This window comes from Microvirga sp. CF3062, assembly GCF_036314045.1.
Classification (GTDB): domain Bacteria; phylum Pseudomonadota; class Alphaproteobacteria; order Rhizobiales; family Beijerinckiaceae; genus Microvirga.
In genome coordinates, this window is sequence record NZ_JAYGGN010000008.1 from 108,606 (window position 1) to 120,974 (window position 12,369).

Genomic DNA, 12,369 nt, shown 5'->3' on the forward strand with positions numbered 1-12,369 from the left:
ATGCCGTCTTGAACCTGCACGAACAGAAATATCACCCCTTGGCCTTCTTCAGGAGCTTGAGGAGTTCCCGCTGCATCATTTCGTTGCCGCAGGCGATCGAGCCCTTGGCAATCGGGTCGCTGCCACCGTCGGCATCGGACACGAAGCCACCCGCCTCGCGGATCATGAGGATGCCGGCGGCCATGTCCCAGGAGTTCAGGCCGCGCTCCCAATAGGCGTCGAAGCGCCCGCAGGCCACATAGGCAAGGTCGAGGGCGGCCGCGCCCCAGCGGCGCATGCCGCCCACATTGGCCATGACGGAAGCGCATTCGCGCAGGAAGAGGCCGTGATCGCCCTTGCCGATATGAGGCAGGCCACAGGCCACCACCGCATCGGCGAGGTCGCCGCGGGCCGCCACGCGGATGCGGCGGTTGTTGAGGTAGGCGCCCTTGCCGCGCTCGGCGATGAAGAGCTCGTCCTTGGCCGGGTCGTAGATCACGCCGGCCACGATCTGGCCGTCGCGCTCCAGGCCGACCGAGATGGCGAATTGCGGCAGGCCGTGCAGGAAGTTCGTGGTGCCGTCGAGCGGGTCGATGTGCCAGCGGTGGCTGGTGTCGGTGCCCTGGATGACGCCTTCCTCCTCCATGACGAAGCCGTAGCCGGGGCGGGACTTTTCGAGCGACTCGCGCAGGATCTTTTCCGCCTTGCGGTCGGCGGCGGACACGAAGTCGCCCGGACCCTTGCGCGAGACCTGCAGGTTCTCGACCTCGCCGAAATCGCGCTTGAGCGAGCGTGACGCCTTCATCACGGCATCGGTCATAACGGTCATGAGGGGCGAGCGGATCATCGTGCAGGTCCTGACAAAGAGCGGTTTTTCAAAGAAGGTGGTCGATGGACCACCCTGGAGGCGGCGTCAAGCCGTTGTGGGCCTCATCGTCCCTATCCGTCAAACGCAGGGGCCGGAAAGATGATCCCGAAGGATCGCTGCATCCGGCGAAGCAGCTGCGCGGCAGTCTCCCTCTCCCTGAGGGAGAGGGTTGGGGTGAGGGGTTACAGGTCTATCCGGATATGGCTGTAACCCCTCACCCGCGCCTGAAGGCGCGACCTCTCCCACAAGGAGAGGTGGAGGCCTGCGGCCTTCCCGAATGGTTCACCGCATGCCGAGGCGCTCGGCCGCCAGCTTCTCGGATCGGGTGCGCTCATCTGCGGTGAGATCCTTGAGGGCATTGTCGAGCCAAGGGTCCGCCAGCCCCTGGGCTGCCGCCAGAATGTGCCAGGCCGCCGCATCGACCTTGTTGGCCGGCACGCCCCGGCCTGCCACGAGCAGGCGGGCGAGGCGGTTCTGGGCGATGGCGTTGCCCCTGGCGGCTGCGCGGCGAAAGGAGCGGGCAGCCTGGGACTCGCTTGCCGGGACCCCGTCGCCGTTGAAGAGCAGGATCGCGTATTCCACCTCGCCGACCGAGCTGCCGTTGCGGGCTGCGCGTTCGAACAGGCGCGCGGCCTCGGTAGCGTTGCGCGCGACGCCGCGGCCCTTGAGGTAGAGCACGCCCAGCGCATGCTGCGCATCCGGGATCTCCGCCTCGGAAGCCCTTCTCAGGAGCCCTATCGCTTTCTGCAGATCGGCATTCGCCTCGCTCGTGAGGAGGAGCAGGGCGAGGTTGTGGCTGGCGAGCGGGTTGCCCTTGGCGGCCGCTTCTTCCAGCCAGGCCCGGCCCTGGCCTAAGTTCTTCGGCATGCCGCGCCCATCGAGGGCCATCAAGCCCAAGGCCGCCAGCGCATGGGCATCGCCCCGCTGCGCCGCGAGCCGGTACCATTCGGAAGCTTTCTTGGGGTCCACCGTAACGCCGAGACCCTGATTGTAGAGCTCGCCCAGCAGGGTCATGGCAGCGGCGTCGTTGTTGTTCTTCTCCAGCCGCAGGGTCGCCTCGCGAAAGGCCGTTTGGTAAAGGCCGCGCTGATAGGCGCCATACGCGAGATCGGGCTGGGCCGCGGCAGTTGCGGTGGCGGATGCCAGCAGAAGCGCGCCGCCGATGATCCACGGGAGACGCATCAGCGCGACGTCTCCTGGCGCTTGAGGATTTCGGCCGCGGCCTTCACCGCAGCGGCAGGGCCGTCCGGATGGGACCAGACGGCATCGCCCAGGGCCACGAACTCGGAGTTCGTGGCGGCGAGCGTCTCGACCGCCTCAAAGCTCGGGGCATAGGCCACGCAGGGCGTCTCGAAGATCTCCGCCCACCAGGAGGCCCGCTCCACCACGCTCTCGAGGGACGGAAGGGAACCGTCCGGACGTGGCTCGCCGAAGAGCAGGTAGTCGACGCCGGCTTCCCCGAAGGTCATGGCGTCGTCCTTGGTGCGGATGCCGCCGACCCCGATGGCGCGCTCAGACTTCAGGCGGTCGCGCAACTCCCGCACAAGAGCAGGATCGGCACCGTTCATGTGAACCCCGTCGGCCCCGCCCCGCGCCGCAATGGTGGCGAGATCGGCCTTGGCCTCCGTGGTGACGATGACGGCTGCTCCATGGTCCTGAGCGGCAGGAGCGAGCGTCTTCACCTGATTGGTCAGGGTGCGCTCGTCGGCGGGTGCCAGCCGCAACAGAACGGCGGCGACAGTTCCGGTCGCGCAGGCCTCGGAAAGCTGCGGCGCGAAGGAGTCGTCCTCCAGAACGGGGGTGATGAGGTAGAGGCGGGCAGCGGTATCGGCCATGGGTCACTAGGGTTGAGAAAACAAAAGACACAGTTCCCATAACGAAAACGGGGCCATCTTGCGAGGCCCCGCTTGTCGATCATGATTAAGGCGAAAGCCTGATCGTAGAAATCTTGGGTGAACCCTTTCCGTCTTGGCCGGGCTTGTCCCGGCCATCCACGTCTTTGAGCGCCTTTAAGACGTGGATCCCCGGAACAAGTCCGGGGATGACGCGGAGGGTTTCTCGAGGGTAGGGGCTTGTCTCACTCCGCCGCCTGGCGGGCAGCACCGAAGGTCGGGTCGAGCTCGCCGGAGGCGTAGCGCTTAGCCATCTCGGCCAGCGTGTAGACCCGCTTGATCTTCGAGGCCTGGCCGGCGGTGTTGAACTCCTGCAGGCGCTGCTTGCAGAGCTTCGTCATCGCCTCCATGGCGGGCTTCAGGTACTTGCGCGGGTCGAACTCGCCCGGGTTCTCGGTCAGGATCTTGCGGATCTGGCCGGTCATGGCCATCCGGTTGTCCGTGTCGATGTTGATCTTGCGCACGCCGTGCTTGATGCCGCGCTGGATCTCTTCCACCGGCACGCCCCAGGTGGGCTTCATCTGGCCGCCATACTGGTTGATGATGTCCTGCAGGTCCTGCGGCACCGAGGACGAGCCGTGCATCACCAGGTGGGTGTTCGGCAGCTTCTGGTGGATCTCCTCGATGATGTGCATGGCGAGGATCGCGCCGTCGGGCTTGCGGGTGAACTTGTAGGCGCCGTGGGAGGTGCCCATGGCGATGGCGAGCGCATCGACCTTGGTCTCGGCCACGAATTTCACGGCCTCGTCGGGGTTCGTCAGCAGCTGGTCGTGGGAGAGCTTGCCCTCGGCGCCGTGTCCGTCCTCGGCCTCGCCTTCGCCTGTCTCCAGGGAGCCGAGCACGCCGAGCTCGCCTTCCACCGAGATGCCGCCGAGATGGGCCATCTCGACCACCTTCTTGGTGACGCCCACATTGTAGTCCCAGTCGCCCGGTGTCTTGCCGTCTGCCTTCAGCGAGCCGTCCATCATCACCGAGGTGAAGCCGGCCTGGATGGCGGTCATGCAGGTGGCAGGCTCGTTGCCGTGGTCGAGATGCACGCAGACCGGGATATGCGGGTAGATTTCGGTCACCGCGTCCATCATGTGCTTGAGCATGACGTCGTTGGCATAGGAGCGAGCGCCGCGGCTCGCCTGGATGATCACCGGGGCGTCGACCTCGCTGGCCGCCGCCATGATCGCCAGCGCCTGCTCCATGTTGTTGATGTTGAAGGCAGGCACGCCATAGCCTTGTTCGGCTGCGTGATCCAGAAGCTGCCTCATGGTAATGCGGGCCATTTGGTCCTCCGTATTGGTTTTGCTTTTAAACAGCGCAGAAGCTGAACCTCAGCTTAAGCATCTAGAGCATCGGACCCAAAAGTGGATCCCACTTTCGGGATCCATCCGATGCTCCTCTTGGCCAGGCAATTAGCTCAAGCTCTCAGAGCTTCCACGCCGGGGAGCGACTTGCCTTCGAGCCATTCGAGGAAGGCGCCGCCTGCGGTCGAGACATAGGAAAAGCTGTCCACAACGCCAGCATGGTTGAGAGCTGCCACCGTGTCGCCGCCGCCGGCGACAGAGACGAGCTTGCCGTCCTTCGTGCGCTGGGCGGCATGGCGGGCCGCCGCCACCGTGCCCTGGTCGAAGGGGGCGATCTCGAAGGCACCAAGCGGGCCGTTCCAGACCAGCGTCGCCGCATCGTTGATGGCGGAATTGACGCGCTCGACGGATTGCGAGCCCACGTCCAGGATCATCTGATCCTCGGGGATCGCGTCGATGCCGTAGGTGTGGTTGTGTGCGCCCGCCTTGAACTCATAGGCGCAGACGCCGTCAACGGGCAGGATGATGGCGCAGTTGGATTCGCGCGCCTTCTCGATGATGCGCATCGCGGTGGCGGCGAGATCCTTCTCGGCCAGCGACTTGCCGATGCCGAGACCTGTTGCATGCACGAAGGTGTTGGCCATGCCGCCGCCGATGACCAGGGCATCGACCCTGGTGACGAGATTTTCGAGCAGGTCGATCTTGGTCGAAACCTTCGCGCCGCCGACGATGGCGACCACCGGACGCTTTGGGGCTTCCAGTCCCTTGGTCAGGGCATCGAGCTCCGCCTGCATGGAGCGACCAGCATAACCGGGCAACGCGCGGGCAAGCCCTTCGGTGGAGGCATGAGCGCGGTGCGCTGCCGAGAAGGCGTCGTTGACATAGAGGTCGCCGAGCTTCGCCAGTTCCTGAACGAAAGCCGGATCGTTCTTCTCCTCGCCCGCGTGGAAGCGGGTGTTTTCGAGGAGGAGCACATCGCCGTCCTTCATGGCGTTGACAGCGCTGGTGGCGGCTTCGCCGATGCAGTCATCGGCGAAGGCCACAGGATTGCCGAGGTGGCTAGCGACCGCTTCCGCAACCGGCTTCAGGGACTCCTTGGGATCACGTCCCTTCGGGCGTCCGAAATGGGCGAGAAGGATCACCTTCCCGCCTTTGTCGGCGATCTCCCGGATGGTGGGAAGGACGCGCTCGATGCGTGTCGCGTCCGTAATCCTGCCGTTCTCCATGGGGACGTTGAGGTCCACCCGGACGAGTACGCGTTTTCCCTTGACGTCGGCCTGGTCGAGCGTGCGGAAGGCGGTCATTGAGCAGCCTCCCTTAGATGAGCTTCGCCATGGCGATGGCGGTGTCGGCCATGCGGTTCGAGAAGCCCCACTCGTTGTCGTACCAGGACAGCACGCGCACGAAGTTGCCTTCCATGACCTTGGTCTGGTCCATGTGGAACACGCTGGAATGCGGATCGTGGTTGAAGTCCGACGAGACGTTCGGGGCATTCGTGTAACCGAGGATGCCCTTGAGCGGGCCGTCGGCGGCCGCCTTGATGGCTGCGTTGATTTCTTCCTTCGTGGTGTTCTTCTTGGCCACGAACTTGAAGTCGACCACCGACACGTTCGGGGTCGGCACGCGGATCGACGAGCCGTCGAGCTTGCCGTTGAGGTCGGGCAGCACGAGGCCCACGGCCTTGGCGGCGCCGGTGGAGGTCGGGATCATGTTCAGGGCCGCCGCGCGGGCGCGGTAGAGGTCCTTGTGCATCTGGTCGAGGGTCGGCTGGTCGTTCGTGTACGAGTGGATCGTGGTCATGAAGCCCTTCTCGATGCCGACCGCATCGTGAAGCACCTTCGCCACGGGGGCGAGGCAGTTCGTGGTGCAGGAGGCGTTCGAGATGACCACGTGGTCCTTCGTCAGCTTGTCGTGGTTGACGCCGTAGACGACCGTCAGGTCCGCGCCGTCGGCGGGAGCCGACACGATGACGCGCTTGGCGCCGGCGGTCAGGTGCGCGGAGGCCTTGTCCTTCGAGGTGAAGATGCCGGTGCACTCCATGGCGATGTCGACGCCGAGTTCCCGGTGCGGCAGGGTCGCCGGATCCTTGATGGCCGTGACCCGGATCTTCTGGCCGTTGACGACGAGGAACTCGCCGTCGACCTGCACGTCGGCCGGGAAGCGGCCATGGACGGAGTCGAAGCGGAGAAGGTGAGCGTTCGTCTCGACCGGGCCGAGATCGTTGATGGCAACCACCTCGATGTCCTTCCGGCCGCTCTCCACGATGCCACGGAGGATGTTGCGTCCAATGCGACCGAATCCGTTGATCGCGACCTTCACCGTCATAGTGTTAGCTCCCTTGTGTATTGAGGCCCTGGCTGTTCTCGGGCCTCAGAGATTATGTGTCCGGAGAACCTTCTCCGCGATCGCCTCGGCGGTGATGCCGAAGTGCTTGTAAAGGTCCTTGTAGGGCGCGCTGGCGCCAAACCCATGCATGCCGACGAAAATTCCATCCGGGCCGATGACCGAATCCCAGCCGAAGCGCACGGCCGCCTCGACCGCAACCTTGATCGGCGCATCGCCGATGATCTGGGCGCGGACTTTCTCGGGCTGGCCTAAGAACAGGTCGAGCGAGGGCACCGACACAACGCGAACGGCGAAGCTTTGTTCATCCAGAAGCTTCTGGGCCGCGAGCGCGATCTCCACCTCGGAGCCCGAAGCGAAGAGGGTGGCGCGGGCCTTGCCGTTGGCCGGTGACAGCTCGTAGGCGCCCGTGGCCGAAAGGTTGTTGGCGCCGCCCTGCTTACGGACCTGCGGCAGGTTCTGGCGGGTCAGCGCCAGAGTCGACGGGCCGTCCGTGCGCTCGAGCGCCATCTGCCAGCACTCGGCGGTCTCGATTGCATCGGCCGGGCGGAACACCCGCATCTTCGGCATGGAGCGAAGCGCCGCCAGATGCTCCACCGGCTGGTGGGTCGGGCCGTCCTCGCCGAGGCCGATCGAGTCGTGGGTCATCACATAGACGGCCGGAATGCCGGCGAGCGCCGCGATGCGCATGGCAGGCCGCGCATAGTCGGTGAAGACCAGGAAGGTCGCGCCGGCCGGCACGTAGCCGCCATGGAGCGCGATGCCGTTCATGGCCGCCGCCATGCCGTGCTCGCGGATGCCGTAATGGATGTAGCGGCCGGCATAGTTGCCGGGCGAGATGGCGGTGAGGTTCTTGGTCTTGGTGTTGTTGGACGGCGTCAGGTCCGCCGAGCCCAGCACCAGCTCCGGCACCGCCTCGGTGATCACCTCGAGGGCGATCTCGCTGGCTTTACGGGTGGCGACGTTCTGCGGCTCGGCGATGAGCCGGTCCTTCAGCTTGGCGACGGCGTCGGAGAGACCTTGCGGGCGCACGCCCTTCACCCGGCGCTCGAACTCGGCGCGCTTCTCGGCCGGCACGGCCTTCAGGCGCTCGGCCCAGGCCTTGCGCTGGCGGCTGCCCTTCTTGCCGGCCTTGGCCCAGGCGGAACGGATGTTGTCGGGGATCTCGAAGGGAGCGTGGCTCCAGCCCAGCGCCGCCTTGGCGCCGGCCAGCTCCTCGGCGCCGAGGGGCTCGCCATGGGCCTTGGAGGTGCCGGCCTTCTTCGGGGCGCCGTAGCCGATAACGGTCTTGCAGGCGATGAGGGTGGGGCGGTCGGACTTCTGGGCGCGCGAGATCGCGCGCTGGATCGCCTTCTCGTCATGGCCGTCCACGCGCACCGCGTTCCAACCGCAGGCCTGGAAGCGCTTCACTTGGTCGACGGAGTCGGAGAGCGACAGGGGGCCGTCGATGGAGATCTCGTTGTCGTCCCACAGGACGATCATGCGGTTGAGCTTCAGGTGGCCGGCGAGCGCGATGGCCTCGTGGCTGATGCCCTCCATCAGGTCGCCGTCGGAGGCGAGCACATAGGTGTAGTGATCGACGAGATCGTTGCCGTATTCGGCGTTGAGCATGCGCTCTGCAAGCGCGAAACCCACGGCAGTGGCGATGCCCTGACCGAGCGGCCCGGTGGTGGTCTCGACGCCCGGGGTCATGAAGTTTTCCGGGTGGCCCGGGGTCTTGGAATCGAGCTTGCGGAAGTTCTTCAGCTCCTCGACCGTCATGCCCTTCACGCCCGTCAGGTGCAGGAGCGAATAGAGCAGCATCGAGCCGTGGCCGGCCGACAGGATGAACCGGTCGCGGTCGGGCCAGGTCGGGTCCGTGGCATCGTATTTCAGGAACTTGGTGAACAGCACCGTGGCGATGTCGGCGGCCCCCATGGGCAGGCCCGGATGGCCGGATTTGGCTGTTTCGACGGCGTCCATGGCGAGGACGCGCACGGCGTTCGCCAGATCGGAATGGGGGACGCGATCGGCGGAGACGGTATCTTGCACGGCGAGATCCACAAATCTTGAGGGCCCCGCAACGGGGCGGTCTGTCTGGGAAAGGTGCGGGCTCCTTAACACGGGGCAGGGGGGAGTCAAAGGCTCGAAGGGGCGTAATCCCCTTCCGGACCGCTGCTCCTTACTCGAAGGAGCGCATCGTTCTTCGCCGAATACCGGGTCCACTTTTCCGCACGATGCGCTAGTCTCATGGCCGATTCCCGGAGGCATGATGGCGCCCACACTCGACGAAGCGATGAAACGCCTGGACATGGCCCTTGGCCTCCTTGAGGCCTCGGTCTCCCGCCGTCTCGAGGGGGACCGCCGGCGCGGCGGCCTGGAGACCGAGCTTCAGCTCATGCAGGACGACCGCGCCCGCCTGGCGGTGGAACTCGACGGAGCCCTGACCCGCCTGCACCGCTTCGAGGCCGCCACCGACGATGTGAGCCGGCGGGTCTGCCAGGCTATCGGGGCCGTCGAGACCGTTCTGGCCCAGGCCGGCCAACTGGCTCCGGCCGGACAATTCGAACCTGAGGAAAACTAAGGCATGTCTCAGGTGACGGTGACCATTGCCGGCAGAACCTACCGGATCGCTTGCGCCGAGGGCGAGGAACGGCATCTCGAAGGGCTGGCGGCCTCCTACAATGCCCAGGTTGAGGAGATGCGCGCCACTTTCGGTCAGGTCGACGACCTGCGCCTCCATGTCATGGCGGCCATCTCCCAGGCCGACGAACTGCAGGAAACGAGGAAGCGGATCACTGCGCTTGCCGAGGAAGTGTCGATGCTCAACAGCGTCCATATCTATCGGGACGAGCGCCTCGAACAACTCGAGGCCAAGCTCTCCGAAGGCATCCAGCGGGCAGCCGAGCGCATCGAGGAGCTGGCCCGCAGCCTCAACGGGGCAGGGCAGGGTTAGCTCTCACGCCGATGGGATAGCCGGTGCTGGCGCTGCCGGAGCGTTGTCAGAAGCTCCACATAGGGCTCCCGCCTCTCGTGATGGGCGGTCCTGATCCTCCGCATGATGCGATTCTTGAACTCCTGGTCGGCGGCGCTTTTTTCGAGCTTGTCCACCTCGACCTGGTAGTCGAAATCGATGTTGCCGAGCCTGTGCAGGACCTCCCGCATCATGGCGTCGATGCTGGGCGAGTCCGGGTTGTGGCGGTGGAGTTCTTGGTAATTGTTGTGCTTCAGATGAGCCATGTTTCCTCCGCTCGATGGATGGCACATCCCCTACATGGCCATTTGGCGGCGTTTCCACGGGCTTGGCCATTCCGTAATGTTACGGAGGCGGCGCTTTGAGGATCGCCGAAAGATATCGGGTCTTCGCACTTTCCCCCTTCCCCCGGCGCGTCCCAATCCCTACATAGAGAAGGCGGGGCTGCGGGGCGCGTTAGGAGTACAAATTCCCCGGGGCCTTATCGATCCCAACGGGAGCTGTCCCTGCCCGGTCCGTGGACCGGAACATACGGCGCCCACCTACTTTGTAGGTTCCCGGGATCGCTTCTCCGACGGCTTTTCGTGGCTCCGCACCTTATGACCTCTCTTCCCCCTTCCGAACTGAAAGAGCGCCTCCGCGGCGAGATGTTCGCGCGCCGCGATGGCCTCGACAAAGCGTTCCGCCAGGATGCGGCGCAGCGCATCGCATCCCAAACCCTTGAATTTTCCGATCTTCAAAACGTGACGCCGGTGGGCGGCTATTGGCCGATCCGCAGCGAGCTCGATCCGCGCCCTCTCATGGAGGCCCTGCTTGATCGCGGACAGGACGTAGCCCTCTCGCAGATCCTTCATCCTCATTTGAGCTGGCGCCTCTGGCAGCCCGGTGACGTGCTGGTCAAGGGCGGTTTCGGCGTGCGTGAGCCCGGACCCGACGCGCCCGAGGTCTTCCCGAAAGCCTTGCTCGTTCCCCTCGTGGCCTTCGACCGCCGGGGAGGGCGCATCGGCTACGGCAAGGGGCATTTCGACCGGGCCATCGCGGCGCTCGAAGAACAGCATCCCGTCTTGACCATCGGCCTCGCTTATGCGGTTCAGGAGATCGACGAGGTTCCGGTCGAACCCCACGACCGGCTCCTCGACGTTATCATCACGGAAGCCGAACTCATTCGAACGAAATCCGCTTAAGGGTCCATCATGCGTCTTCTCTTTCTCGGCGACATCGTCGGGCGGCCCGGCCGCAACGCGGTGGTCGAGCGCCTGCCCGGACTTCGCGACCGCTGGCGGCTCGATTGCGTCGTCATCAACGGCGAGAACTCGGCCGGGGGCTTCGGTATCAATGAGGCGATCTGCGACGAGATCCTGAATGCAGGTGCCGATGCGATCACGCTGGGCAACCATTCCTGGGACCAGCGCGAGACGCTTGTGTTCATTGAGCGCCAGCCGCGGCTCCTGCGGCCCGTGAACTATCCCTCCGGCACGCCTGGTCGGGGCGCCAACCTCATCGACACCCGCTCCGGCCAAAGGGTTCTCGTGGTCAACGTCATGGGCCGCCTCTACATGGACCCGCTGGACGATCCGTTTGCTGCCGTCGAGCGGGAGCTCGAAACCTGCCCCCTGGGTCAGGTGGCGGACGCCGTCATCATCGACGTGCATGCAGAGGCGACGAGCGAGAAGGAGGCCATGGGCCATTACTTCGACGGGCGGGCGAGCCTGGTTGTGGGCACCCACACCCATGTGCCCACGGCCGATCACCGGGTCCTGTCCGGCGGCACGGCCTACATGTCCGATGCGGGCATGTGCGGCGACTACGATTCCATCCTCGGCATGCAGAAGGAGGAATCGATCCGCCGCTTCCTCCAGAAGACCCCCGGAATCCGCATGGAGCCGGCTTTAGGCGAGGGTACGCTCTCGGGCATCGCGGTCGAGACCGACGACCGCACCGGCTTGGCGGTTCGCGTCGCGGCGGTTCGCCTCGGGCCGAATCTGGAAGAGACCTGGCCCCGCTTTTGGGATTGAGTGGCGCTCTCCGACGTCATGGCCGGGCTTGTCCCGGCCATCCCGATGCTTCGAAGCGTAATGCTTTTCGGATCGGGATCACCGGCACAAGGCCGGTGATGACGTTTGGAATGGATGGAGGCGAAGTGCTCGACAGCGCGACGCTCCCTTGGCGGAGAGCGTCGCCGTTCCCATCTCTCCTGCCACGGAGGTGATCGGTGGACGCAGACACGAAGACGACCAAGACCGGCAGGATCAACGTCTATCGGCAGACGAGCGAGTTCCATCAGGCGCACGAGCACCTGAGCGCGTCGGCCGTCCTGCGCGCCGTGATCGACGAGGCCAAGGGCGAGACGATCTCGATCCGGGAGATCATCGAGGCCTTCGGCGAGCGCGCCTTCGGCTTCGTGCTGATCCTGTTCTCCCTGCCGAACTGCGTCCCGAATGTGCCCGGCATCGCCGGCATCGTCGGCACCCCCGTGCTCATCTTCGGCATCCAGATGATGCTGGGCCACAAGCGCCCCTGGCTGCCGGGATTCATCCTGCGGCGGACGGTTTCTGTTTCGAAATTCAAGCGCCTCATCGACATCGCGGAGCCCAAGCTCCAGAAGCTCGAAAGCTACTGCAAGCCCCGGCTGCTCCAGCTTTTCGGCCCCATCGGCGACCGGGTGGTGGGGCTTTTTGCCGTTTTGGTGGCCCTCTCGGTCCTCATCCCGTTCCCGGGCACCAACTTCCCGCCCTCCATTGCCCTCGTCATCGCGTCCATCGCGATCATGGAGGAGGATGGTTATCTGCTCATCGTCGGCTATCTCATCGGCCTGGCCGGGCTCGCCTATACGGCGACGATCCTGGGCGCTTCCTACCACCTCATCGTGGCGGCCATTCAGAACCTGCCGGGCTGGCTCGGGTTCTAGTTTTCCGAACCTGCGCAAGAGGGCTTTGCCTGAAGCCCGTCGCCGCCTTATAAGCGGGCCATCGTCAACTTCTCCGGCCTGACGGGCGCTTGGGATCCAAGCCGCTCTCGGCCGAAATTCCGGAGGCCCCC

The 12,369-nt window shown here is 65.1% G+C and carries 13 protein-coding genes and 1 other RNA gene; 6 read left to right on the forward strand and 8 right to left on the reverse strand.

Features of this window, described 5'->3' with window-relative positions; genetic code table 11:
- Positions 1–31 precede the first annotated feature (31 nt).
- The 7 genes from VB618_RS15165 to tkt all read right to left on the reverse strand — a co-directional run bounded on the left by VB618_RS15165 (position 32) and on the right by tkt (position 8,408).
- The gene (locus tag VB618_RS15165; protein WP_329797545.1) at positions 32–826 is read right to left on the reverse strand and encodes an inositol monophosphatase family protein; all 795 of its coding nucleotides are present in this window, start codon (positions 824–826) and stop codon (positions 32–34) included.
- A 303-nt stretch (positions 827–1,129) separates the two neighbouring features.
- Positions 1,130–2,029, reverse strand: a complete 900-nt coding sequence (locus VB618_RS15170; protein ID WP_329797546.1) for a tetratricopeptide repeat protein — start codon at positions 2,027–2,029, stop codon at positions 1,130–1,132.
- Positions 2,029–2,682 carry a thiamine phosphate synthase gene (locus VB618_RS15175; RefSeq protein WP_329797547.1) on the reverse strand — a complete coding sequence of 218 codons (654 nt, stop codon included), beginning with the start codon at positions 2,680–2,682 and terminating at the stop codon, positions 2,029–2,031. The genes VB618_RS15170 and VB618_RS15175 overlap by 1 nt, the downstream gene beginning before the upstream one ends.
- A gap of 242 nt (positions 2,683–2,924) precedes the next feature.
- Positions 2,925–4,013 carry a class II fructose-bisphosphate aldolase gene (gene fba / locus VB618_RS15180; protein ID WP_329797548.1) on the reverse strand — a complete coding sequence of 363 codons (1,089 nt, stop codon included), beginning with the start codon at positions 4,011–4,013 and terminating at the stop codon, positions 2,925–2,927.
- Between the two features lie 134 nt (positions 4,014–4,147).
- Entirely contained in the window at positions 4,148–5,338 is a 1,191-nt protein-coding gene (locus VB618_RS15185; protein WP_329797549.1) for a phosphoglycerate kinase, read from the reverse strand.
- Positions 5,339–5,351: 13 nt separating this feature from the next.
- The gene (gap, locus tag VB618_RS15190; RefSeq protein WP_329797550.1) at positions 5,352–6,359 is read right to left on the reverse strand and encodes a type I glyceraldehyde-3-phosphate dehydrogenase; all 1,008 of its coding nucleotides are present in this window, start codon (positions 6,357–6,359) and stop codon (positions 5,352–5,354) included.
- 45 nt (positions 6,360–6,404) lie between these two features.
- Entirely contained in the window at positions 6,405–8,408 is a 2,004-nt protein-coding gene (gene tkt / locus VB618_RS15195; RefSeq protein ID WP_329797551.1) for a transketolase, read from the reverse strand.
- A 220-nt stretch (positions 8,409–8,628) separates the two neighbouring features.
- On the opposite strand from tkt, the gene VB618_RS15200 reads away from it, so the two are divergent.
- Positions 8,629–8,940 carry a DUF4164 domain-containing protein gene (locus VB618_RS15200; RefSeq protein WP_442931801.1) on the forward strand — a complete coding sequence of 104 codons (312 nt, stop codon included), beginning with the start codon at positions 8,629–8,631 and terminating at the stop codon, positions 8,938–8,940.
- A 3-nt stretch (positions 8,941–8,943) separates the two neighbouring features.
- Positions 8,944–9,312 carry a cell division protein ZapA gene (locus VB618_RS15205; protein WP_329797553.1) on the forward strand — a complete coding sequence of 123 codons (369 nt, stop codon included), beginning with the start codon at positions 8,944–8,946 and terminating at the stop codon, positions 9,310–9,312.
- Here the strand turns inward: VB618_RS15205 and VB618_RS15210 are convergent.
- Complete coding sequence (locus VB618_RS15210; RefSeq protein ID WP_329797554.1) at positions 9,309–9,596, reverse strand: hypothetical protein; 288 nt, start codon at positions 9,594–9,596, stop codon at positions 9,309–9,311. The genes VB618_RS15205 and VB618_RS15210 overlap by 4 nt on opposite strands.
- Positions 9,597–9,768: 172 nt before the next feature.
- Here VB618_RS15210 and ssrS point away from each other — a divergent pair.
- The 4 genes from ssrS to VB618_RS15230 all read left to right on the forward strand — a co-directional run bounded on the left by ssrS (position 9,769) and on the right by VB618_RS15230 (position 12,238).
- Positions 9,769–9,925: non-coding RNA, 6S RNA (gene ssrS / locus VB618_RS15215), on the forward strand.
- 4 nt (positions 9,926–9,929) lie between these two features.
- A complete protein-coding gene (locus VB618_RS15220) occupies positions 9,930–10,514 on the forward strand; it encodes a 5-formyltetrahydrofolate cyclo-ligase (protein ID WP_329797555.1) in 585 nt (194 codons plus the stop codon).
- A gap of 9 nt (positions 10,515–10,523) precedes the next feature.
- A complete protein-coding gene (locus tag VB618_RS15225) occupies positions 10,524–11,345 on the forward strand; it encodes a TIGR00282 family metallophosphoesterase (RefSeq protein WP_329797556.1) in 822 nt (273 codons plus the stop codon).
- 197 nt (positions 11,346–11,542) lie between these two features.
- Positions 11,543–12,238, forward strand: coding sequence for an exopolysaccharide biosynthesis protein (locus VB618_RS15230; protein ID WP_329797557.1), 696 nt, complete (start codon positions 11,543–11,545; stop codon positions 12,236–12,238).
- Positions 12,239–12,369 lie beyond the last annotated feature (131 nt).

Bases quoted from the DNA above. Each gene is read 5' to 3' on its own strand.
- VB618_RS15185 (WP_329797549.1), bottom strand. From the start codon at position 5,338: ATGACCGCCTTCCGCACGCTCGACCAGGCCGACGTCAAGGGAAAACGC.
- gap (WP_329797550.1), bottom strand. From the start codon at position 6,359: ATGACGGTGAAGGTCGCGATCAACGGATTCGGTCGCATTGGACGCAAC.
- VB618_RS15200 (WP_442931801.1), top strand. From the start codon at position 8,629: ATGGCGCCCACACTCGACGAAGCGATGAAACGCCTGGACATGGCCCTT.
- VB618_RS15175 (WP_329797547.1), bottom strand. From the start codon at position 2,682: ATGGCCGATACCGCTGCCCGCCTCTACCTCATCACCCCCGTTCTGGAG.
- VB618_RS15165 (WP_329797545.1), bottom strand. From the start codon at position 826: ATGATCCGCTCGCCCCTCATGACCGTTATGACCGATGCCGTGATGAAG.
- VB618_RS15210 (WP_329797554.1), bottom strand. From the start codon at position 9,596: ATGGCTCATCTGAAGCACAACAATTACCAAGAACTCCACCGCCACAAC.
- VB618_RS15205 (WP_329797553.1), top strand. From the start codon at position 8,944: ATGTCTCAGGTGACGGTGACCATTGCCGGCAGAACCTACCGGATCGCT.
- VB618_RS15225 (WP_329797556.1), top strand. From the start codon at position 10,524: ATGCGTCTTCTCTTTCTCGGCGACATCGTCGGGCGGCCCGGCCGCAAC.
- fba (WP_329797548.1), bottom strand. From the start codon at position 4,013: ATGGCCCGCATTACCATGAGGCAGCTTCTGGATCACGCAGCCGAACAA.
- VB618_RS15220 (WP_329797555.1), top strand. From the start codon at position 9,930: ATGACCTCTCTTCCCCCTTCCGAACTGAAAGAGCGCCTCCGCGGCGAG.
- VB618_RS15170 (WP_329797546.1), bottom strand. From the start codon at position 2,029: ATGCGTCTCCCGTGGATCATCGGCGGCGCGCTTCTGCTGGCATCCGCC.